The sequence below is a fragment of the Enterobacter sp. TCD1-1 genome (assembly GCF_020567405.1).
Taxonomy (GTDB): domain Bacteria; phylum Pseudomonadota; class Gammaproteobacteria; order Enterobacterales; family Enterobacteriaceae; genus Enterobacter; species Enterobacter quasiroggenkampii.
On record NZ_JAJCXF010000006.1, the window covers coordinates 21,032 to 42,501 of the forward strand.

17 protein-coding genes are annotated in these 21,470 nt (G+C 56.9%); 7 read left to right on the forward strand and 10 right to left on the reverse strand.

Going from position 1 to position 21,470, the window contains the following annotated elements:
• Positions 1-194 precede the first annotated feature (194 nt).
• On the forward strand, positions 195-1,688 hold the full coding sequence (locus tag LJA86_RS19045) for a M16 family metallopeptidase (protein WP_048027805.1): 1,494 nt from the start codon (positions 195-197) through the stop codon (positions 1,686-1,688).
• Positions 1,689-1,734: 46 nt separating this feature from the next.
• Here the strand turns inward: LJA86_RS19045 and LJA86_RS19050 are convergent, their stop codons facing one another.
• A complete protein-coding gene (locus LJA86_RS19050; protein WP_229226585.1) occupies positions 1,735-2,664 on the reverse strand; it encodes a sugar kinase in 930 nt (309 codons plus the stop codon).
• A 229-nt stretch (positions 2,665-2,893) separates the two neighbouring features.
• Between LJA86_RS19050 and pdeH the strand changes: the two genes are divergently transcribed.
• Both pdeH and LJA86_RS19060 read left to right on the forward strand, forming a co-directional pair.
• Complete coding sequence (gene pdeH, locus LJA86_RS19055) at positions 2,894-3,667, forward strand: cyclic-guanylate-specific phosphodiesterase (RefSeq protein WP_045909060.1); 774 nt, start codon at positions 2,894-2,896, stop codon at positions 3,665-3,667.
• A 65-nt stretch (positions 3,668-3,732) separates the two neighbouring features.
• Entirely contained in the window at positions 3,733-5,775 is a 2,043-nt protein-coding gene (locus tag LJA86_RS19060) for an AsmA family protein (RefSeq protein ID WP_045909059.1), read from the forward strand.
• A 93-nt stretch (positions 5,776-5,868) separates the two neighbouring features.
• On the opposite strand, the gene LJA86_RS19065 is transcribed toward LJA86_RS19060, so the two are convergent.
• From LJA86_RS19065 to LJA86_RS19075, 3 genes are all read right to left on the reverse strand, one after another.
• Entirely contained in the window at positions 5,869-7,191 is a 1,323-nt protein-coding gene (locus LJA86_RS19065) for an MFS transporter (protein ID WP_023617091.1), read from the reverse strand.
• 260 nt (positions 7,192-7,451) lie between these two features.
• Positions 7,452-8,477: an inner membrane protein YhjD gene (gene yhjD, locus LJA86_RS19070; RefSeq protein WP_111967783.1), complete on the reverse strand. Its 1,026-nt coding sequence runs from the start codon at positions 8,475-8,477 to the stop codon at positions 7,452-7,454.
• Positions 8,478-8,527: 50 nt separating this feature from the next.
• Positions 8,528-9,427 carry a LysR family transcriptional regulator gene (locus LJA86_RS19075; RefSeq protein WP_045909057.1) on the reverse strand — a complete coding sequence of 300 codons (900 nt, stop codon included), beginning with the start codon at positions 9,425-9,427 and terminating at the stop codon, positions 8,528-8,530.
• Between the two features lie 119 nt (positions 9,428-9,546).
• Between LJA86_RS19075 and LJA86_RS19080 the strand changes: the two genes are divergently transcribed.
• Together LJA86_RS19080 and LJA86_RS19085 are read left to right on the forward strand one after the other, a co-directional pair.
• Positions 9,547-10,305 (forward strand): SDR family NAD(P)-dependent oxidoreductase, encoded by a 759-nt coding sequence (locus LJA86_RS19080; RefSeq protein WP_196353059.1) that lies wholly within the window; start codon positions 9,547-9,549, stop codon positions 10,303-10,305.
• A gap of 154 nt (positions 10,306-10,459) precedes the next feature.
• Complete coding sequence (locus LJA86_RS19085) at positions 10,460-11,062, forward strand: helix-turn-helix transcriptional regulator (protein ID WP_048027792.1); 603 nt, start codon at positions 10,460-10,462, stop codon at positions 11,060-11,062.
• On the opposite strand, the gene LJA86_RS19090 is transcribed toward LJA86_RS19085, so the two are convergent.
• Together LJA86_RS19090 and LJA86_RS19095 are read right to left on the reverse strand one after the other, a co-directional pair.
• On the reverse strand, positions 11,041-11,379 hold the full coding sequence (locus LJA86_RS19090) for a lysozyme (protein ID WP_048027789.1): 339 nt from the start codon (positions 11,377-11,379) through the stop codon (positions 11,041-11,043). The two genes, LJA86_RS19085 and LJA86_RS19090, sit on opposite strands and share 22 nt — an antisense overlap.
• Before the next feature lie 71 nt (positions 11,380-11,450).
• Positions 11,451-11,990 (reverse strand): GNAT family N-acetyltransferase, encoded by a 540-nt coding sequence (locus LJA86_RS19095; RefSeq protein WP_229226586.1) that lies wholly within the window; start codon positions 11,988-11,990, stop codon positions 11,451-11,453.
• 148 nt (positions 11,991-12,138) lie between these two features.
• On the opposite strand from LJA86_RS19095, the gene LJA86_RS19100 reads away from it, so the two are divergent.
• A complete protein-coding gene (locus LJA86_RS19100) occupies positions 12,139-13,728 on the forward strand; it encodes an STY4199 family HEPN domain-containing protein (RefSeq protein WP_045909052.1) in 1,590 nt (529 codons plus the stop codon).
• Positions 13,729-13,787: 59 nt separating this feature from the next.
• On the opposite strand, the gene LJA86_RS19105 is transcribed toward LJA86_RS19100, so the two are convergent.
• From LJA86_RS19105 to LJA86_RS19120, 4 genes are all read right to left on the reverse strand, one after another.
• Positions 13,788-15,437 carry an alpha,alpha-trehalase gene (locus LJA86_RS19105; protein WP_024908843.1) on the reverse strand — a complete coding sequence of 550 codons (1,650 nt, stop codon included), beginning with the start codon at positions 15,435-15,437 and terminating at the stop codon, positions 13,788-13,790.
• Between the two features lie 199 nt (positions 15,438-15,636).
• Positions 15,637-16,818, reverse strand: a complete 1,182-nt coding sequence (locus LJA86_RS19110; protein WP_229226587.1) for a glycoside hydrolase family 5 protein — start codon at positions 16,816-16,818, stop codon at positions 15,637-15,639.
• Between the two features lie 135 nt (positions 16,819-16,953).
• On the reverse strand, positions 16,954-18,306 hold the full coding sequence (gene gorA / locus LJA86_RS19115) for a glutathione-disulfide reductase (protein ID WP_008503120.1): 1,353 nt from the start codon (positions 18,304-18,306) through the stop codon (positions 16,954-16,956).
• 71 nt (positions 18,307-18,377) lie between these two features.
• Positions 18,378-19,220 carry a 23S rRNA (adenine(2030)-N(6))-methyltransferase RlmJ gene (locus LJA86_RS19120; RefSeq protein ID WP_008503119.1) on the reverse strand — a complete coding sequence of 281 codons (843 nt, stop codon included), beginning with the start codon at positions 19,218-19,220 and terminating at the stop codon, positions 18,378-18,380.
• A gap of 207 nt (positions 19,221-19,427) precedes the next feature.
• On the opposite strand from LJA86_RS19120, the gene prlC reads away from it, so the two are divergent.
• On the forward strand, positions 19,428-21,470 hold the full coding sequence (prlC, locus tag LJA86_RS19125; RefSeq protein WP_063622764.1) for an oligopeptidase A: 2,043 nt from the start codon (positions 19,428-19,430) through the stop codon (positions 21,468-21,470).

Consider the following 21,470-nt stretch of genomic DNA (forward strand, 5'->3'; position numbering starts at 1 on the left):
ATGCGGGCTCCTGCGCATAATAACTGTTCATACCTGTCATAATTCGACAAGATTTTTTTTGGGTATATTTCACTTCGGACCGTGACGTTTTGCCGAACGCGCGGTCTAATCGACGTGTTTTCATCGTCATCTTTAAGAGTGAAGCGCGTCGCGAGGCACTCTTTTTTAACCAGGAATGTTGATCAGGGGTTCACATGCAGGGCACAAAAATTCGACTCTTAACCGGCGGTTTGCTGATGATGGCAGCAGCCAGTTATGTGCAGGCAGATGCGCTCCAGCCAGACCCGGCCTGGCAACAAGGGACATTAGCGAACGGTTTTCAGTGGCAGGTGTTAGCCACGCCGCAACGTCCCAGTGACCGTATTGAAATCCGTCTGTCTGTTAATACCGGTTCCCTCACGGAAAGCACCCAGCAAACCGGTTTCAGCCACTTTATTCCCCGGCTGGCGCTCACTCAGAGCGGCAGCCTGCAAGCGGTTCAGGTGCGTTCGCTCTGGCAACAGGCCATCGATCCAAAACGCCCACTCCCGCCGGCGGTGGTCTCGTATGACTACACCATGTTTAACCTGAGCCTGCCTAATAACCGCAACGATCTGCTTAAAGAAGCCCTGACGTATCTCTCCGATGCCTCTGGCAATCTGGCGATTACGCCGGATACCGTCAACTATGCGTTGAGCAACAGCGACATGGTGGCGACCTGGCCTGGAGATACCAAAGAGGGCTGGTGGCGTTACCGCCTGAAAGGCTCGACGTTACTGGGACATGACCCGGCCGAACCGCTGAAACAGCCGGTGGATGCTGAGCAGGTGAAAACGTTCTATCAGAAATGGTACACCCCGGACGCGATGACGCTGATCGTGGTGGGTAACGTGGACAGCCGCGCGGTGGTAGAGCAGATCAACAAAGCGTTTGGCGATCTGAAAGGCAAGCGTGAATCGCCTGCCCCTGTTCCAACACTCTCCCCGCTGCGCGCAGAGCCTGTCAGCATTATGACGGACACCGTGCGTCAGGATCGACTCTCCGTGATGTGGGATAACGCCTGGCAGCCCATCCGTGAGTCCGCAGCGCTGTTGCGCTACTGGCGTGCCGATCTGGCACGTGAAGCGCTGTTCTGGCACGTTCAGCAGACGCTCAGTAAGAACAACGTGAAGAATATCGGCCTTGGCTTTGACTGCCGCGTGCTGTTCCAGCGTGCGCAATGCGCCATTAACGTTGAATCGCCGGGCGATAAGCTGAATGCCAATCTGGGCGTCGTGGCGAAAGAGCTGGCAAAAGTGCGTAAAGAGGGGCTCTCTGAAGAGGAGTTCAACGCGCTTGTGGCCCAGAAAAAACTCGAGCTGCAGAAGCTGTTCGCGACCTACGCGCGCGCCGATACCGACATTCTGATCAGCCAGCGTATTCGCTCCCTGCAGAACCAGGTGGTGGACATTGCGCCGGAACAGTACCAGAAGCTTCGTCAGGACTTCCTGAGCGGTCTGACCGTCGATATGCTCAACCAGGAGCTCCGCCAGCAGCTGTCGCAGGAGATGGCGTTGATTCTCCTGCAACCGAAGGGCGAGCCGGAGTATGACATGAAGGAACTTCAGACGACCTGGGATTCCATCATGGCTACCGCGCCGCAGCCGACGCAGTCCGCAACGGCTGATGATTTACATCAGGACGCGACGGATATCCCGCAAGGGCAGTAATGGGGAAACATTCCCTCTCCCTGTGGGAGAGGGTTAAGGTGAGGGCTTAAACAGGCATCGCTTCGCGCGGAATAATCGCCCCGCGATACTGAATGACGGTGCTGGCCGTCAGGTGCCCACGCTGTGCCGCGGCTTCCGGGGTTCCACCCGTCAGGCGTACCGCCAGATAGCCCGCGCTGAATGAATCACCCGCCGCCGTGGTATCAATCACTTTCTCTTTGGCCAGCTTCACCGCCGGGACCTCAACTACCGCTTCACCCGCAATCGCGACCAGGCATGAATCCGCACCGCGCTTAATCACCACTTCACGCACGCCAGCCGCCTGCGTGCGTGCAATCACGTCTTCTGCCGGTTTCTCACCCCACAGGGCGTCTTCATCGTCGAGCGTCAGGAAGGCGATGTCGGTGCATTGCAGCATCTGCTGATAGACCTGCTGCGTCTCTTCACGGCTGGACCACAGGCGCGGGCGGTAGTTGTTATCGAAAATAACCTTACCGCCGTTGGCACGACACGCGCGCAGCAGCGAGAGCAACTTTTCACGGCTGGCCGGGCTGAGGATAGCCAGGCTGATCCCGCTCAGATAGAGATAGTCGAAGGTCGCCAGCTCCTGGCAGATGGCCGCGGCGGCCTCGCTCTCCAGCCAGAATTTGGCCGCGGCTTCGTTACGCCAGTAATAAAACGTGCGTTCGCCAGTGCTGTCGGTTTCGATGTAATAAAGCCCCGGCAGGCGGTTTTCCATACGCTGAATCAGCGACGTTTCAACCTGTTCACTCTGCCAGGCCTCCAGCATTTGCTGGCTGAAGCTGTCCGTGCCCAGAGCGGTAACATAGTTCACGGTGAGCGCCTCAGGCGCAACCTGACGGGCAATATACACCGACGTGTTTAACGTATCGCCACCAAATCCGCGGCTCACTTCCGCGCCTTTTTGTGACAGCTCAATCATGCATTCGCCAATCACGGCAATTTTTTTAGACATAATCGTGAACCTGAACAGAAGAATTAACAGCAGTGTGCGCTGAGTGAATTAACCGGTCAACTATATTAAAACAACGTTCCATTATTTTATTTGAGCCAACGCGTGTTCCTGCGCATTTCTGTCATCTTAATTTCATTTTCCCGGTGAATTGAACATAAAGTTCTCAATTGTCGCGCCGATAATCCTGTGACGAGTCCAGAAAGGCCATCCCAACAACAGGACATCTGAAATGAAGTCAGAGCAGGTTATCCAGCGGCTGAGCACCACGCCTGAGGCAAGTATTGAGAACTTGCAGGAGCATCGCTACTGGCTGCAATGTGAGCGTGCGTACACTTATCAGCCGATATACCGAACAGACGGTCGACTGATGGCCATTGAAATTTTGACCGTCGTAACGCACCCCTCAAACCCTACCCAGCGCATCGCACCGGATCGCTATTTTGCCGAAGTTGCCGTTCGCCAGCGTCTGGACGTGCTGGAAGAGCAGCTCCATATGCTCGCAACGAAGCAGCCCTTTTTCGAACAGCACGATATCCTCGCCTCCGTGAATGTTGATGGCCCCACTCTGCTGGCGCTGCGTCAGAACGCGAAATTGCAGGAGCTGATTGCCACCCTGCCGTGGGTGCGTTTTGAGCTGGTGGAGCATGTTCGCCTGCCGCAGGACTCCTCGTTTGCCTCCATATGCGAATACGGCCCGCTGTGGCTGGATGACTTTGGCACCGGCATGGCGAACTTTTCGGCCCTGAGTGAAGTGCGTTATGACTACATCAAAGTGGCCCGCGATCTGTTCATTATGCTGCGTCAGACCCCGGAAGGGCGGAACCTGTTTACGCTGCTATTGCAGCTGATGAACCGCTATTGCCAGGGCGTGATTGTTGAAGGTGTGGAAACGCTGGAAGAGTGGCGTGATGTGCAAAGCTCGCCTGCCGCGGCGGCGCAAGGCTATTTCCTCTCCCGTCCGGTACCCATGGATCGCCTCGATAGCGTGATAACTACCCTCTGATAAGCCCGCTTCCCTTTGTCTGGACTATAGTTTTACAGGACAGGTCATCAGGAAAGGGGATAAAAATGACAAGAACAACCAGGGTAATCTCCTGGACAGCAGGGATTTTCTTGTTGTTGATCGTGGTCGTCGCCATCATTATCGCAACGTTTGACTGGAACCGTCTTAAGCCGACCATCAACCAGAAAGTCTCAACCGAACTGAACCGCCCCTTCGCCATACGCGGTGATTTAGGGGTCGTGTGGGAGCGTCAGAAAGAGGAGCCCGGCTGGCGAAGCTGGATCCCGTGGCCACACGTCCACGCCGACGACATCATTCTCGGCAACCCGCCGGATATCCCGGCGGTCACCATGATCCACCTGCCGCGCGTTGAGGCCACGCTGGCCCCGCTCGCACTGTTCACCAAAACCGTCTATCTGCCGTGGATCAAACTTCAACAGCCCGACGCGCGCCTGATCCGCCTCTCAGAAAAAAATAACAACTGGACCTTTAACCTTGCCAGCGACGGCGAAAAGGATCCGAACGCCCAGCCTTCTTCCTGGTCATTCCGTCTCGACAATATTCTCTTCGATCGCGGGCGGATCGCCATCGACGACAAAGTCAGCAAGGCCGACGTGGAGATCCTGGTCGATCCGCTGGGCAAGCCGCTGCCGTTTAGCGAGGTCACGGGGACGAAAGCCAAAGGTGACACGGCAAGCGTGGGCGACTATGTCTTCGGCCTGACGGCAAAAGGACGCTACAACGATCAGCCGCTCAGCGGTAAAGGGAAAATAGGCGGCATGCTGGCGCTCCGGAGCGAAGGCACGCCGTTCCCGGTGCAGGCGGACTTCCGCTCCGGTAACACCCGCGTGGCGTTTGTGGGGACGGTCAACGACCCGATGAACATGGGCGGCGTCGATCTTCAGCTTAAATTTGCCGGTGATTCGCTGGGCGAGCTGTATGAGCTGACCGGCGTGCTGCTGCCGGATACGCCACCGTTCGAAACGGACGGGCATCTGGTCGCCAAAATCGATACCGAAAAAGCGTCTGTTTTTGACTACCGTGATTTTAACGGCCGCATCGGCGACAGTGATATCCACGGCTCGCTGACCTACACCACCGGAAAACCGAGGCCGAAGCTGGAAGGGGACGTTGAGTCCCGACAGCTGCGTCTGGCCGATCTCGGCCCGCTGATCGGCGTGGATTCCGGCAAAGGCACAAAATCAAAAGAGGTGAAAAAGGACATTCAGCCTGCGGGAAAAGTGCTGCCTTACGATCGCTTTGAAACCGATAAGTGGAACGTGATGGATGCGGACGTCCGCTTCAAAGGGCGTAAAATTGAGCATGGCAGCACGTTGCCGTTGAGCGATCTCTCGACGCATATCATCCTCAAAAACGCCGACCTGCGCCTGCAGCCGCTGAAGTTTGGCATGGCAGGCGGGACGATTTCCTCAAACATTCACCTGGAAGGCGATAAAAAGCCGATGCAGGGCCGGGCGGAGATTCAGGCGCGCAGGCTTAAGCTGAAAGCGCTGATGCCGAACGTCGAGCTGATGCAGAAAACCCTCGGCGAGATGAACGGTGATGCCGACATTCGCGGCGTGGGTAACTCCGTGGCGGCGCTGCTGGGCAGCGGTAATGGCAACCTGAAGCTGCTGATGAACGACGGGCTGGTGAGCCGCAACCTGATGGAGATCCTCGGGCTGAACGTCGGGAACTACATCATCGGGCAAATCTTCGGCGATGATGAGGTACGGGTGAACTGTGCGGCGGCCAATCTGGATCTGGTGAACGGCGTGGCGCGTCCGCAGATTTTTGCCTTCGACACGGAAAACGCGGTGATTAACGTGACCGGAACCGCCAGCATGGCCTCCGAGCAGCTTGATCTGACGATTGACCCGGAGAGTAAGGGGATCCGTATTATCACGCTGCGCTCGCCGCTGTACGTGCGCGGGACCTTCAAAAATCCGCAGGCGGGCGTGAAGCCCGGACCGCTGATTGCGCGTGGTGCGGTGGCTGCGGCGCTTGCGACGCTGGTTACCCCAGCCGCAGCGCTGCTGGCGTTGATATCGCCGTCAGAGGGCGAGGCGAATCAGTGCCGGACCATTTTGTCACAGATGAAGAAGTAAGGGGCGGCCTGTTTTTGCCGGGTGGCGCTGCGCTTACCCGGCCTACATTTGAATCGTAGGCCGGGTAAGGCGTAGCCGCCACCCGGCATTAGCTTACAGAGCCTGGTGCTTCGTCTCGTGCGTCAGCAGCAGCGCAATCAGCGTCAGCGCCGCCATGGCCGCCAGATAGACGCCCACATAGAACAGACCATAGTTTGCCTGCAGCCAGGTGGCGATATACGGTGCTACGGAGGCGCCCAGAATAGACGAGACGTTATAGGAGAACGACGCGCCGGTATAACGCACTTCCGTTGGGAACAGCTCTGGCAGCAGCGCGCCCATCGGGCCGAAGGTCAGCCCCATCAGGCTCAGGCCAATCAGCAGATAGGCCATCACCAGCGCCGGGCTGCCTGAACCCAGCAGCGGCGGGAAGACGAACAGAGCAAACAGAATGATCAGCGTGGTGATGGTAATCATGCTCGCGCGACGACCAAACTTATCCGCCAGCAGCCCCGCAATCGGAACCATCACGCCAAACCCGATCACCGCCATCATCAGCATCCACAGCACTTCGTTACGCGGCAGACCCAGCCCCACCGGCGCGGCGGCGGTACTGAAGGTCATGGAGTAAACGGTCATGATGTAGAACAGCGTGTAGGTGGCGAGCATGATAAACGTGCCCAGCACGGTCACGCGCACGTGTTTGGTCAGCAGCGTGCCCAGCGGCACTTTCACCTGCTTGTTCGCCGCGGCCACTTTCGCGAAAACCGGGGTCTCATGCAGAGAAACACGCACGTACAGGCCAATCAGCACCAGCACGGCTGAGAAGACAAACGGGATACGCCAGCCCCAGCTCATGAACTGTTCATCCGTCAGCAGCCAGGAGAGCAGCAGGAACGTCCCGTTGGCAAAGAAGAAGCCAATCGGTGCGCCAAGCTGCGGGAAAGAACCATACAGCGCGCGCTTGCGCGCCGGGGCGTTCTCGGTGGCCAGCAGCGCCGCGCCACCCCATTCACCACCCAGGCCCAGACCCTGACCAAAACGCGCCAGCGCCAGCAGGACCGGCGCCAGAATGCCGATGGTCTCATACGTCGGCAGCAGGCCGATGGCCACGGTGGAGATCCCCATCGTCAGCAGCGAGGCCACCAGCGTCACTTTACGTCCAATGCGATCGCCAAAGTGTCCAAACAGCGCGGAGCCAATCGGACGCGCAACAAACGCGATAGCAAAGGTCGCCAGGGACTGCAGCGTGGCCGCCGTCGGATCGCCCTGCGGGAAGAAAATGTGCGGGAAGACGATGACCGCCGCGGTGGCGTAAATATAAAAGTCGAAGAACTCGATGGCGGTGCCAATCAGCGAGGCGACGACAACTTTATTGCGCGAATTTACCGGAACGTTTTCCGTTTCTGAGTCGAGTGTGGTGGCGGTTGCTTGCATAATATTTTCTTATTTTTGTCGAACGAAAGGCCATATTACGCACAGCAAAAGCGACATTTCAATCTGTAACAAAGCCGCGACTTGGTGATAAAAGCAACAAAAAGCGGATAATTTTCAGGCCAGCCAAAACACGTCTATGAAATGCTTCACAGATTTTAAATATCAGTCAATAAAACTGGTTTTCGGTTAAATAAAAGTTACGGACTGGATTTATATGCTGAAATGATGAATTGGGCTGAAATTTCAGCCCGGGAGTGGCGTTACCGGTGTGTTTTACCCGGCATTCTCGGGTCGTCTTTGTACTCGGCAGTGGCAATCCATGCTGCGCAGAACAGGGTTAAACGTGCGAAGAAATAGAAGAACGCCATTAACCCCAGTACCGAGCCGAACGCCGCGCCGGAAGGGGATTTCACCAGTGACGGCAGGGTGTACGTCATCACGATTTTGATCACCTCAAAGCCAATCGCCGCGATCAACGTGCCGCGGATCAGCGCCTTCTTGCGCGGACGATGACGGGGCAAGCGCCAGAAGATCCAGAAGAACAGCAGGTAGTTGGCGAAGATAGAAATCGCCAGCCCAATGCTGCGCCAGGCGGGCTTCAGCCATTCGATGTAATCAAGATAGAGCGCGGAGATGATCATCTGCTGCGCCGAGCCCGCCACGGAGGTAATGGAAAGCGTCACGATGAGCGCGACGAGCAGGCCAATCAGCGAAACAAAATCACGGAGATACTTAACCCAGATTTTCTCCTGGTCCTGCGGCTTACGCTCCCAGACATCGCGCGACTGGGCGCGAATGGCCTCGCGCAGGTTGCCCATCCAGTTAACGCCGGAGTAAAGGGCAATCAGCAAGCCGACGATACCGACGGTAGTACGCTGCTGCACGGCGGTATTGATGGTGCTTTTGAGCGTGCTGGCAAGGGTTGGGTCACTGACGTTATTCAGGATCTTATTAAAGATATCCTGCAGCAGCGTCGGGTGCGAGGCGAGCACAAAACCGGCCGCCGCAAACGACACCATCAGGATCGGGATCATCGACAGGAAGGAAAAATAGGTGATGGCGGCACCAAACTGGTTTCCCATGCGGTCATTAAAGCGTTCGGTCGCGCGTATCAGATGCGCAATCATGGGAAACTGCTGAATTCTGGCGACAATGCCGGTGACGGTCCCCAGTGCTTTACTGGCGGTACCAGGGGACCTGGCCTCTTCAGGCCCGGTTTCCATCTTTTTGACGGGCTCATACTCTAAATGTTGGGTGGGTCGTTGCGGGTTGTTTTCCGGCGTCACGCGTCTTTTCCTTTTCGTTTGGCTGGATGTTATTGAATTATAGCTTGCGACTAGTCCACGTAAGCTTTTGTGAGTTCGGTCAGCCACTCCATGAACAGATGTACCCGGCGGGAGAGGTTGCGCCGGTGGGGATAAATCAGGGAAACAGGCATCGGTTCGGCCCGGTATTGCGGGAGGATCTCAACCAGCTTCTTCGCGCGCAGCAAATCTCGCACCCCAACCCGCGGAACCTGAATGATGCCCAGCCCGGCGAGGCAGGCCGCCTGGTAGGTTTCGGTGCTGTTAACGGTCAATACCCCGCCCGTTTTTATCCACTGCGTCGCACTGCCGTTATAAAACTCAAAGCCCTGCGGGCGAGTTCCCAGCATAGCGGTGTAGTGAATGACGGCGTGCGAGCCTAAATCGTCCAGCGTGTCCGGGTAGCCAAAACGCGCCAGATAGTCCGGACTGGCGCAGTTAATCACTGACAGCTTGCCCAACGGTCGGGCAATCAGCCCTGAATCCTTCAGCGTGCCGACGCGTACCACGCAATCAAACCCTTCGCGGATCACATCCACAAGACGATCGCTGCTGCTGAGTTCCAGCTCAATGCCCGGATAATGCTGCAGAAACGCAGGGAGTTTGGGGATGACTAAATTTCGAGCAACGGCGACGGGCATATCCACGCGGAGCCGTCCGCTGATGCTGGAGGGATCGTGCTGAAACATCCCGTCGAGTTCATCAAGGTTCGCCAGCAGATCTTTTGCCCGTTCGTAATAGACCATGCCGTCCTGCGTCAGGCTGACGCGACGCGTGGTGCGGTGCAATAGTTGGGTGCCAAGCCGGTTTTCCAGGGCCTGAATCTGCCGTGACACGCTGCCTTTTGGCAGCGTTAAAGTTTCTGCCGCGCGGGAAAAACTCTCCAGTTCCGCGACGCGGACAAACAGCTGCATTGCGTGAATTTTATCCATAGATGAAGCTCATTGTTGTTTCCGCTGAAACAGTGAAGCGTTTTAACCCACCTTTATTGATTTTCTATCACCTAATAAGCTCTTACTCAATCTCCATAACAGCCAAAACGAGGTTTATGATGACTGAACGTATCGCATTAGTGACGGGTGGTAGCCGTGGTTTGGGTAAAAACGCGGCCTTAAAGCTGGCGGCAGACGGCACGGGAATTGTGCTGACCTACAACCGTAGCCAGCAGGAAGCGCTGGCGGTTGTGCATGAAATTCAGCAAAAAGGCGTTAACGCGGCGGCATTACAGCTTAACGTCGGAGAAGTCACAAGTTTTGATCATTTTGCCCAACAGCTTCAGGAAACCCTCCGAACCGTCTGGCAGCGTGAAACCTTTGACTATTTATTGAACAATGCCGGAACGGGTTTATATGCGCCCTACACCGACACGACGGAAGCCCAGTTTGATGAGGCGCTGAACATTCATTTCAAAGGACCTTTCTTCCTGACCCAGCGCCTGCTGCCGTTGCTTAACGACGGCGGACGGATCCTTAACGTCTCCAGCGGACTGGCCCGTTTTACCCAGCCGGGCTCGGGAACCTACGCGGCGATGAAGGGGGCGATGGAAGTGCTGACGCGTTATCAGGCGAAAGAGCTGGGGGCGCGCGGTATTTCCGTCAATATCATTGCGCCTGGCGCGATCGAAACCGACTTTGGCGGCGGACGCGTGCGCGACAACGCAGAGCTGAACCAGATGCTGGCATCCCAGACGGCGCTGGGACGGGTGGGGCTGCCGGACGATATTGGCGATGCCATTGCGGCCCTGCTCAGCGACAAACTGGGCTGGATGACTGCGCAACGAATTGAAGTCTCAGGCGGCATGTTCCTGTGATATCTGCGCTTAAGGAAATCCTTAAGACGAATGTGTCCAGATACTGACAGATATAAAGAACACGGGGGATTTGTAACGGCTCCATTCGTTGAGTTTTTTCTTAAATAACGCCTCTGTAGAATCCCCCTTCGCTATTCTCAGAGGGGAAAAAACGATGCGAGTAATCATGTTTGACAGGCAGTCACTCTTTATTCACGGAGCGATACACAGTCTTCAGGCGCTAATCCCGGAAATAACTATAACAGGGACCTGTCAGGCACAAGATTTATGGGCTCAGGCTTCTGCTTCGCCGTCAGCTATCGTCATGATTGATGGGAATTTAATTCAGGACGAAGGGAGCGCTTTGCTGGAAGCGATCGTGCATCGCTTTCCGGCGATACGCGTGATTCTGGTTTTGGCGAAAAAAGAGGCCAGATGGGTGGAGCAACTGCGGCAGCGAAACGTCATGGCCATTATTCCCCGCAATGCCAGTCCCGAACGGTTTTCCGCCGTGCTGGATTCGGTAGCCCGAGGGATGGTCTGTTTTCCCGGAGAGTGGGTCCGGGAGCCGACGTCGCCTCAGGCGTTATTATCCTTAAGCGAGCGCCAGCGCGAAGTGTTGAAACTGCTGGCGGCGGGGGAGTCAAATAAAGAGATTGGCCGCAATCTCAACATCAGTGCGGCCACGGTGAAAGCGCACCTTGAGGCGCTTTTCCGGCGGCTGGACGTAAAAAACAGAACGCAGGCAGCCATGTACTATACCCGGGCGACGGCCTGAATAAGCGCGTCGGGGAGCGACGTTATCTCTCCGAAACTGAATATCATCATGACCAGCGCATCATGCTGCTGTTGGGTTAATGGACGTGTCAGATTTTCCCGCAGCAGCGTCTCACATAGCCGTATATCTTCATGCAGCAAATGGTCTGCCTCCAGCGGTGTGACAGGACCGTGAAAATGTTCCTGGTCACGGATAACGTGGCCATAGCCGATAACCCATAATCCATTTTCGTCACGATATTTTTCCAGAGAAAGACCCTGATGTTTTTTTATTAACGCGATGGCGGCAGATGATATTTTCAGCCCATGCTCTTTCATATTCGTTTCCTCTTAATGGCGACACTGTAGAGGAAACGACGTACGAGAAATATCCGCCAAATGGCTGTTGATCACGCCTTGTTATTCAGATATTCATGCCGCAATAAACCAAATAACCAGTCATTATGCCAATGCCCCGCAAGGAAATAGCTTTCGCGTAATTCGCCCTCCAGGCGAAAGCGGACTTTTTCCAGCACGCGTCGTGAGGCGATATTGCCCGCCGTGACGGTGGCGGTAAGTCGGCGTATATCGCCTTCTTCAAAGGCATAGCGGCAAAGCGCTTGCAGGGATTCGAAGCCGTAGCCTTTTCCCTGCGCCTCGGGGGCGAAAAGGAAACCCACTTCGGCGCAATCCGCCTCCCGATGAATATACCCGGTGACGCCCAGCGGGGCCCGGGAGGCGGCGTCACGCACGACGAGGCACAGCCAGTGCGCGCTGCCTGGCGTCCAGGGCGTCAGACGGGCATCGAACGCCTCGCGAATAACTGCGACGGGGCGGTCTTCCTCCACAAAGCGCATGACGTCGGGATGTTGCTGTAACGCCAGAAAAAAGGGCCAGTCTTCTTCCTGCAAAGGTGAGCAGTTCAGGCGAGGGGTAATTAAAACGGGCATCCAGATTCTCCTGACACTTTTTAAATGATTTTAGGGTTGTCACTTTATTTCAACAGAAAGTCAGGTATGGTTAACCGCGTATAAATAAAAAGAAAAAAGGCCGTCTCGTGCCCATTCCGGATGTCTTCGTTGTCGCTTAAGGAAAACAATGACTCTCAGCACATCACATCATATTCGCGAACAGTTCGAACACTGTCTGGCGGTCATTCGCCATGCGTCGGTGGAAATTTTGCTTCTTCTGAATGTACATGCATCTGAGGGCAAAGATCCACGCTGGTTTCTGGAACAGCTCGACAGCGCGCGATTAGCCCTGGGCGGCTGGGGAGCCGTGGCGAAAAAACTCAACCTGAATGATGCAGAGATGTCGGAATTTACGCTCCAGCTGCGCCTGCTGCAGCAGCGCGTGCCGCAGTATGAAAGCGGACAGGATGTGAGTGAAAACCAGCTGATTGCGGCGATGCGCTTTGTCACCGCGCTGGAGCACCTTCGCCTGCAGCAGCCGCTGTTGACCTACAGCACAGAGCTGTCTCCGGGCAGCGAACTTCAGCAGCAGCAGGCGCACAAGCAGGTGCGGGCGATAGAGCTGATGATAAAAGGGCTCATCCAGCAGGCCTGGCCCGATCAGGTCAAGCTGAACAACCATCTTAAGACTTTGTTTAACGCCGATCGCGTACGGCGCTGGCTGAAGCTGGGCGAGATCAACGATGTGCTGAGCGGCATGATGTTCAGCGAGCTGGCACAGATGCTGGTGGATAAAAAGGAGTTCAGCCGCTATTACGCTTCGCTGTTCAGCGATCCGTCCATGCTGACGTTGCTGGTTGAACCGCGTAAAACACTGCAAACCTTCCTCGATGACATCCGGCAAATTCGCAATAACATCACCGTTCAGAAAACGTTGAGCTCGGCGCAAATTCAGCTGCTGGATAACTACTACGCCCAGATCGCGCGGCCCGTTCAACGCGCGTTTGAAGAGGGGAGAACGCGCGTCAATCCCGCGGGATTCATGGCGGTAGATGCCAGCGAACTGCATACCTTCTGGGAAAAGGCGCAGAAAATGGATCGGGTCACCGGCGGGGATCTGTTTGAAGTCCGCGACACCATTGAAAAGCCGACCCAGCGCGCGCCGCGCACCCCCGAACAACGCGAGCAGCTCATTTCCGGTGCGTTATGGGGGGCAGTTGGCGTTATGGTGATTGCCATCGTGGCCGGGGGATTCTGGCTGGTGACCAGCAGTAAACCGCAGCCTGCGGCCGTCAGCGCGGCTGAAGCGGCACCACCACAGGAAATGCGTGAAACGCCTTCCTCGCGCGAAACGCTCACGCGCATGGGAGTGACTTGGGACGAGAATAATTTCCGCTCGGCCATTAACCGAAACGATACCCGCGTGACCCAGCTCTTTTTGCAGGGCGGTATGGACTGGAAGCTGTCCTGGACCGAAGAGGCGATGTCGGCAGGCTATGACGACGTGCTGGAGCTGATGTTACGCTACCGGCAAAACATGGTGGAGGAGAAGCCGTGTCGGCGCTTCATCAATACGCTCAGCCACGCAATGTCGAACGGCGAGTCTCTGACCTCGGTACGTAAAGAGTACCTCAAAGCTTTCTGCACCGTGCCAGCGGTGGTGAAACGCCAGCAGCACGATCTCGACATGGCCACACGCCGTGCGAAGTCACAGCCGGATGCCACCACCAAAAAATGGCAGTCTATTCAGAGCGCCATTTATGAGGTGATCCGCTAAGTTGTTCTCCCTCTCCCAGTGGGAGAGGGCCGGGGTGAGGGCACCAGACCGCACCCTGTTTAAGGCTCCCCATACAACCCAATCAGCCGCCGCACCACGCCGTTTGTCCAGCCAAAACCGTCCTGCAGCGGATACTCACCCCCGCCACCTTCGCGCGGCGTGCTGCTGGCGATGTGGTACTTCTCAATCAGCTTATGATGCGTCTGATAAAAATGGTTCACCGTATGCAGCCAGCTCCAGGCGATCTCATCCCCCAGCGAGTCGTTGCCATACTGCTTGAACCCCTGAATCGCCATCCACTGCAGCGGCGCCCAGCCGTTGGGTTTATCCCACTGCTCGCCGGTTTCATACTCGGTCGCCAGAATCCCGCCCGGCGTGAGCAGTCGCGCCTTGACCGCATCCGACAGGCGCTCAGCCTGCTCATGGGTCGCCATGCCGACATACAGCGGCACGATGCTGGCGGCAGAAAACAGTGCCAGCTCTTCACGTCGCCAGTCGTAGTCGCGGTAACAGCCGCTCTCCTCGTCCCACAGATAGCGGTTCACCGCCTCGCGACGATCGCTGGCTTTCTGGCGGAACAGGTCGGCCGTCTCTTTGTCCCCTTTCGACGCCGAGATGTTGGCAATGGCGCTTTCCAGCTTGAACAGGAAGGCGTTGAGGTCGATGGGGATAAACTGCGTCGTGCGGATGCTGGCGAGCCGCGACGGATCGCGCAGCCAGCGGGACGAATAGTCCCAGCCGGACGCCGCCCCTGCCCGCAGGTCGCGATAGACCTCGTTTGGCGGTCGCCCCGAGTGGCGCGCGGTTTCCACGTCCTCAATCCACGATTCGTCGCGCGGGGTATCACGGTCATCCCAGTAGCGGTTGAGCAATGAACCGTCCGGCATGCGCACGGCGCTGCGGTAGGCCTGGTTAAGCAGCAGCGACTCCGCGCCGTCCATCCAGAAGGCGTACTCCATTTTGAGGTGATCCAGATAGCGTTTTGCACCGCGCACGCCGTCCTCCTCAAACAGCTCTACCATCAGCGCAAAGACCGGCGGCTGGGAGCGGCTGAGATAATAGGTACGGTTGCCGTTGGGGATATGCCCGTAGCGTTCAATCAGCCAGGCGAAGTTGTCCGCCATGCACTTCAGCAGGTCGTTACGACCGCTCTCCGCCAGCCCCAGCATGGAGAAATAGGAATCCCAGTAGTAGGTCTCGCTGAATCGTCCGCCGGGAACGATATAGGCCTGCGGCAGCGCCAGCAGGGAAGACCAGGGAATATGATCCTGCGGCTCGCGCGTCAGCACCGGCCACAGGTTATCAATGTGCTCCTTGAGGGAGAGGCCCGGGTCGGAGACATACTCGGTGCCGAACGTTTCCGGCATCCAGAAGTGGTTCTCCACAAACTGGCGCAGGTCGAAGTCCCGGTGACGTCTGACCTTGCGGTAGCGGATCAGGATATCCAGCGGATCCATTTTCGGCGCGCAGTCGGGGAAGGTTTTGCTGTCCGCAAACAGCCGCGTCGACTGCACATGCTCGAACAGTTCAAGATAGCGGTCTGCGGGCGTCAACGCATCGGAGGCGGGTAGCCCCTCGATCATTTCGGGTTCCGGCTCCGCCTCAATCATTTCATCCAGTTTCAACTCGCAGGGATCGGTCTCGTAGCGCAGCTCTTCTGCAATCTCGAATTCGATGTTCTCGGTAGCCTGTAGTTTCTGGTTGAACATGGTGATAGGGACCTCCGGTTGTGTGTTCAAAAGACAGGTTTATCCGGGCGTCTTATAAGCGTAGACATTCGCTTCGGTAGAGGGGGAGGAATATGTGCGGTAGATCACTATTTTCGGAGCATTCGTTTTGCAACGATTTATGTATGTTAACAGTAGCCTCTCCAGGAGAGGCTACAGAACAACAGGCGAGCCTGCCGGATCAAAGGCCTTGTTTTAGCCGCGTAGCAATCGGTTCAAATTCCTCGGTAGAATGGCGCTTGAGCGTATCAGGTGCGTTATCCTCAATGGCTTTCCAGTAGGCCCACGGCACCGGTTTTTTCCCCAGCTCATAGTCCATGGCGTCCCAGGCATCTTCACGAAACGCATAAAATGCCCAGTGTGCATGATGTTTGTCGAGGACGGTCAGGACATCATTAAGCCACTGCCTGCAGCCCTGCAGCGTGCGAACGCAGCCAAACTCTCCCGCGACAACCCGGTTGGCCGGAATACCGTGCTGTTTCGCCCAGTCAAAGGGCGCGTTCATCCATTTCTCTATGGCCGTAGCGTCCCATTTCACCTTTTTACCGCCGAACGTGACCATGCCGGGATAGTCGAACGGCACCTTGCGGCGTGCATTTGGCGCGCTGGTGAAATCATAGGGCTCGTACATATGGAAGCTGTAGAGCACCCGCTTATCCTCAAGCGCGGACGGCCAGCCAGAAAAACCACGCGCGGAGGCGTACCAGCCTCCATCGACCATAATCGGCGTGGTGGCATCGACCTCGCGGATGGCGGCAATAATCTGATTGTAGAGAGCGGGAAGGTTACGCGCCGTGCTTTGCTGCTGCTGATACCAGGTTTTTAACGCCTCTGGCGACGCCTGCTCGCTAATGTTGCCTCTTTTTTCAGGCGCGGGTTCATTGACCAGGTTCCAGGCCGCAATGCCCGGTTCGTCCTTCAGGGCCTGGGCCAAATCACGCCAGAACTGAGCGGCTTCCTGCCAGTATTTTTTATCCTGCCAGATGCGGTCATCAAACTGGTTATTGTTATTTTGCGCCCAGCGCATGCCGGGTAAAGAGAGTGGGGCAATAACGACCTGTAGCCCGGCCGCGTGGGCTTTCCTGATGGCGGCTTTGAGCGTCGCGAGGTCTGCGGCCTCGTGCCCACGGTAACCGTCGGCGTTGCCGAGAAGAAAATCTCTCCCGGCAGGTTTCCATTTATCATAAGAGAGGCGAACCCACGTCGCGCCATAGCCACGCAGCGCATCATAGTATTCCTGCGTGGGTGGCAGGCGGTTAAAGCTGTTTCCGCCGTGCTGAGGGGTATCCCAGAAGGTGATTTGATCAGATGAGGAGGCAGCAAAGCAAAAAAGAAGCAGGGTCAACCCGATAAGCGCTTTCATCTCAATTCCTTTTTAGCGTGATGATGATTTTATATTCGCCGGGATGATGAGGCTTTGTCTTTAAATTATCGAGCCATATAAAAAAACTGGCCCGCAAAGGCCAGTTTTGATGACGTGCTTTCCTGCGAAAAGCCCTTAACGCATGGTCACAAACTCTTCCGCCGCCGTTGGGTGGATTGCCACGGTGTTATCGAAATCTTTTTTCGTTGCGCCCATCTTCAGCGCCACGGCGAAGCCCTGCAGGATCTCGTCCATGCCGAAGCCGATGCCGTGGATACCGACAATCTTCTCGTCCGGACCGACGCAGACCAGCTTCATGCGGCACGGCTGACGGTGCGAGGTGACGGCGGTATACATCGCGGTGAAGGCCGATTTATACACTTTCACCTGGTCGTCGCCATACTGCTCGCGCGCCTGCGGCTCGGTTAAGCCGACGGTGCCGATTGGCGGGTGGCTGAAGACCACGGTCGGGATGTTGCTGTAGTCCAGATGCTCGTCCGGCTTGTTGTTAAACAGGCGCTCGGAAAGACGACGACCCGCCGCAACGGCCACCGGGGTCAGCTCAACCGCACCGGTATTGTCGCCGACCGCGTAAATGCCCGGTACGCTGGTGTTCTGGAATTTATCGACGACGATATAGCCTTTTTCGTCGGTTTTCACGCCGGTCACGCCCAGGTTGAAGTTATCGTTCGCCGGTTCACGGCCAATCGCCCAGATCAGGCAATCGACGGTCTGGCTGCGGCCATCTTCCAGCTCCAGCGTCAGGCTGCCGTCTGCATTTTTTACGACCGCTTTTGGCACGGCGTTGGTATGCAGAGTTGGACCTTCGGTGTTCATCACTTCAACCAGCGTATCAACAATCAGCGGGTCAAAGCTGCGCAGCGGCGCGTGTTTACGCACGAACAGGTGCGCTTCGGCACCCAGACCGTTAATCACGCCAGCCAGCTCCACCGCGATGTAACCCGCGCCCACCACGGCAACGCGTTTTGGCAGGGCAGGCAGTTCGAAGAAACCGTCGGAGTCGATGCCGTATTCCACGCCCGGGATGTTCGGGTGGCTTGGGCGACCACCGGTAGCGATCAGGATGTGATCGGCGGTGATCGTCTCACCGTTTACTTCAATCGTTTTCGCATCAACAAAGCGAGCGAAACCGTGGATAACGTCGACGTTATTTTTGCCCAGCACGTTGTCGTAGGAGGTATGAATACGGTCGATGTAGGCGGTACGGCTGGCGATCAGCTTGTCCCAGTCGAAGTGGTTGATGGTGGTGTCAAAGCCGTAGTCCGGTCCATACATGTGGATAGCTTCACGGATTTGCGCCGCATGCCACATCACCTTCTTCGGTACACAACCCACGTTCACACAGGTGCCGCCCAGCGCTTTGGCTTCAATCAGCGCGCACTTCTGGCCGTACATGGCCGCGCGGTTGATGGAGGCGATGCCGCCGCTGCCGCCGCCGATGGCGATGTAGTCATAATGCTTAGTCATAGCTTTTGTCCTTAATCGTGAATTGCCGCGATTGTATACCTGAAATCAATAGTTTCCACCGATGGCTGCGATTACTCCGGCACGATCCAACTGACGGAGGTATGGCCCGTACCGGCTGGCACCAGCGTTTTGTGCAGCCACGGCAGCACGTTGTTCATTTGCGCTTCGAGCTTCCACGGCGGGTTAATGACGATCATGCCCGAGGCGGTCATGCCGCGCTGGTCGCTGTCCGGACGTACCGCCAGCTCGATCTGCAGAATTTTGCGGATGCCGGTGGCTTCCAGGTCCTTGATCATGCGCTTAATTTGCGCGCGCAGCACCACCGGATACCACAGGGCGTATGTCCCGGTGGCGAAGCGTTTGTAGCCTTCGTGGATACCCGTCACCACCGCCTGATAGTCGGTTTTGATTTCGTACGGCGGGTCGATCAGCACCAGGCCGCGACGGGAGACCGGCGGCAGCTTGGCTTTCAACTGCTGGTAGCCGTCGGCTTTTTCCACGCGGGCGCGGCTGTCTTTCTGGAATTCGGAGCGTAGCAGCGGGAAGTCGCTCGGGTGCAGTTCGGTCAGCTGGATGCTGTCCTGCTCGCGCAGCAGCTGGCGGGCAATCAGCGGGGATCCCGGGTAGTAGCGCAGCTGGCCGTTGCGGTTGAAGTGATTCACCACGCCGATGTACGGCTCCAGCTCGGCAGGCAGGTCGTCCTGCTGCCAGATGCGGGCGATCCCTTCCAGATATTCACCGGTACGCTCGGCATGCTCGCCGCTCAGCTGATAACGGCCCGCGCCCGCGTGGGTGTCCAGATAGAGAAACGGCTTCTCTTTCTCTTTGAGCGATTCGATGATCAGGCTCTGAACGGTGTGTTTAAGGACGTCGGCGTGGTTGCCTGCGTGGAAGCTGTGGCGATAACTGAGCATGGGTAATGATATTCCGCTGAATTGACGATTTGCCACAGTTTACAGCAGAACGGCGCAGATTACCCGTAGGCCCGGTAAGCGCAGCGCCACCGGGCTCTTTTCGACAACGTCTGGCATTGAAATCCTCTACACTTAACCCCATTCTAGATCGCATATGCACAGCGCCGGATGCGCGCTTCATTCATCTTATTCAACAGGACAGCGTTTATGACCAATCCATTACTGACGCCTTTTTCGTTGCCGCCGTTTTCTAAAATCCTCCCCGAGCATGTGGTTCCAGCCGTTACGCAATCCCTGGACAACTGCCGCGCGGCGGTAGAAAGCGTGGTAGCGCAGGGCGCGCCGTACACCTGGGAAAATCTGTGTCAGCCGCTGGCCGAAGTGGACGACGTGCTGGGGCGCATCTTCTCCCCGGTGAGCCACCTGAACTCGGTAAAAAACAGCCCGGAGCTGCGCGAAGCCTACGAGCAAACCCTGCCGCTGCTCTCTGAGTACAGCACCTGGGTCGGCCAGCACGAAGGGCTCTACAAAGCCTACCGCGACCTGCGCGACGGCGACCATTATGCCGAACTGAACACGGCGCAGAAAAAATCAGTCGATAACGCCCTGCGTGATTTTGAGCTGTCCGGGATTGGCCTGCCAAAAGAGAAGCAGACCCGCTACGGTGAAATCGCCGCGCGCCTGTCCGAGCTGGGCAACCAGTACAGCAACAACGTGCTCGACGCCACCATGGGCTGGACGAAGCTGATCACCGACGAAACGGAGCTTTCCGGCATGCCGGAAAGCGCCCTGGCGGCGGCAAAAGCGCAGGCCGAGGCGAAAGAGCAGGACGGCTTCCTGCTAACCCTGGATATCCCGAGCTATCTGCCGGTAATGACCTACTGCGACAACCAGGCGCTTCGCGAAGAGATGTACCGCGCCTACAGCACCCGCGCTTCCGATCAGGGGCCGAATGCCGGGAAGTGGGACAACAGCCCGGTCATGGCGGAAATCCTCGCCCTGCGCCACGAGCTGGCCCAACTGCTGGGCTTCGAAAACTACGCCGATAAATCCCTCGCCACCAAAATGGCGGAAAATCCGCAGCAGGTGCTCGACTTCCTGACCGATCTGGCGAAACGCGCCCGTCCACAGGGTGAAAAAGAGCTGGCCCAGCTGCGCGCCTTCGCGAAAGCGGAGTTCGGCGTGGACGAGCTGCAGCCGTGGGACATTGCTTACTACAGCGAAAAACAGAAGCAGCACCTCTACAGCATCAGCGACGAGCAGCTGCGCCCGTATTTCCCGGAAAACAAAGCCGTTAACGGCCTGTTTGAAGTGGTGAAGCGCATCTATGGCATCACCGCCAAAGAGCGTACCGATATCGACGTCTGGCATCCGGACGTGCGCTTCTTTGAACTGTATGACGAGAAAAACGAACTGCGCGGTAGCTTCTACCTCGATCTCTACGCGCGTGAGAACAAGCGCGGCGGGGCGTGGATGGACGACTGCGTGGGCCAGATGCGTAAAGCAGACGGTTCTCTGCAGAAGCCGGTCGCCTACCTGACCTGTAACTTCAACCGTCCGGTAAACGGCAAACCTGCGCTCTTTACTCACGACGAAGTGATCACCCTGTTCCACGAGTTCGGACACGGTCTGCACCATATGCTGACCCGCATCGAAACCGCAGGCGTGGCAGGCATCAGCGGTGTGCCGTGGGATGCGGTCGAACTGCCGAGCCAGTTTATGGAAAACTGGTGCTGGGAGCCGGACGCGCTGGCGTTTATCTCCGGTCACTATGAGACCGGCGAACCGCTGCCGAAAGAACTGCTGGATAAAATGCTGGCGGCGAAGAACTACCAGGCGGCGATGTTTATCCTGCGTCAGCTGGAGTTCGGCCTGTTCGATTTCCGCCTGCACGCCGAGTTCAGCCCGGAGCAGGGCGCGAAAATTCTTGAAACCCTGGCCGAGATTAAAAAGCAGGTTGCCGTTATTCCTGGGCCAACCTGGGGCCGCTTCCCGCACGCGTTCAGCCATATCTTTGCAGGCGGTTACGCGGCGGGTTACTACAGCTACCTGTGGGCCGACGTGCTGGCGGCGGATGCCTTCTCTCGTTTCGAAGAAGAGGGGATCTTCAACCGTGAAACTGGCCAGTCGTTCCTCGACAATATCCTGACCCGCGGCGGTTCCGAAGAGCCAATGGTGCTGTTCAAACGCTTCCGCGGACGCGAGCCGCAGCTGGATGCGATGCTTGAGCATTACGGGATCAAAGGCTGA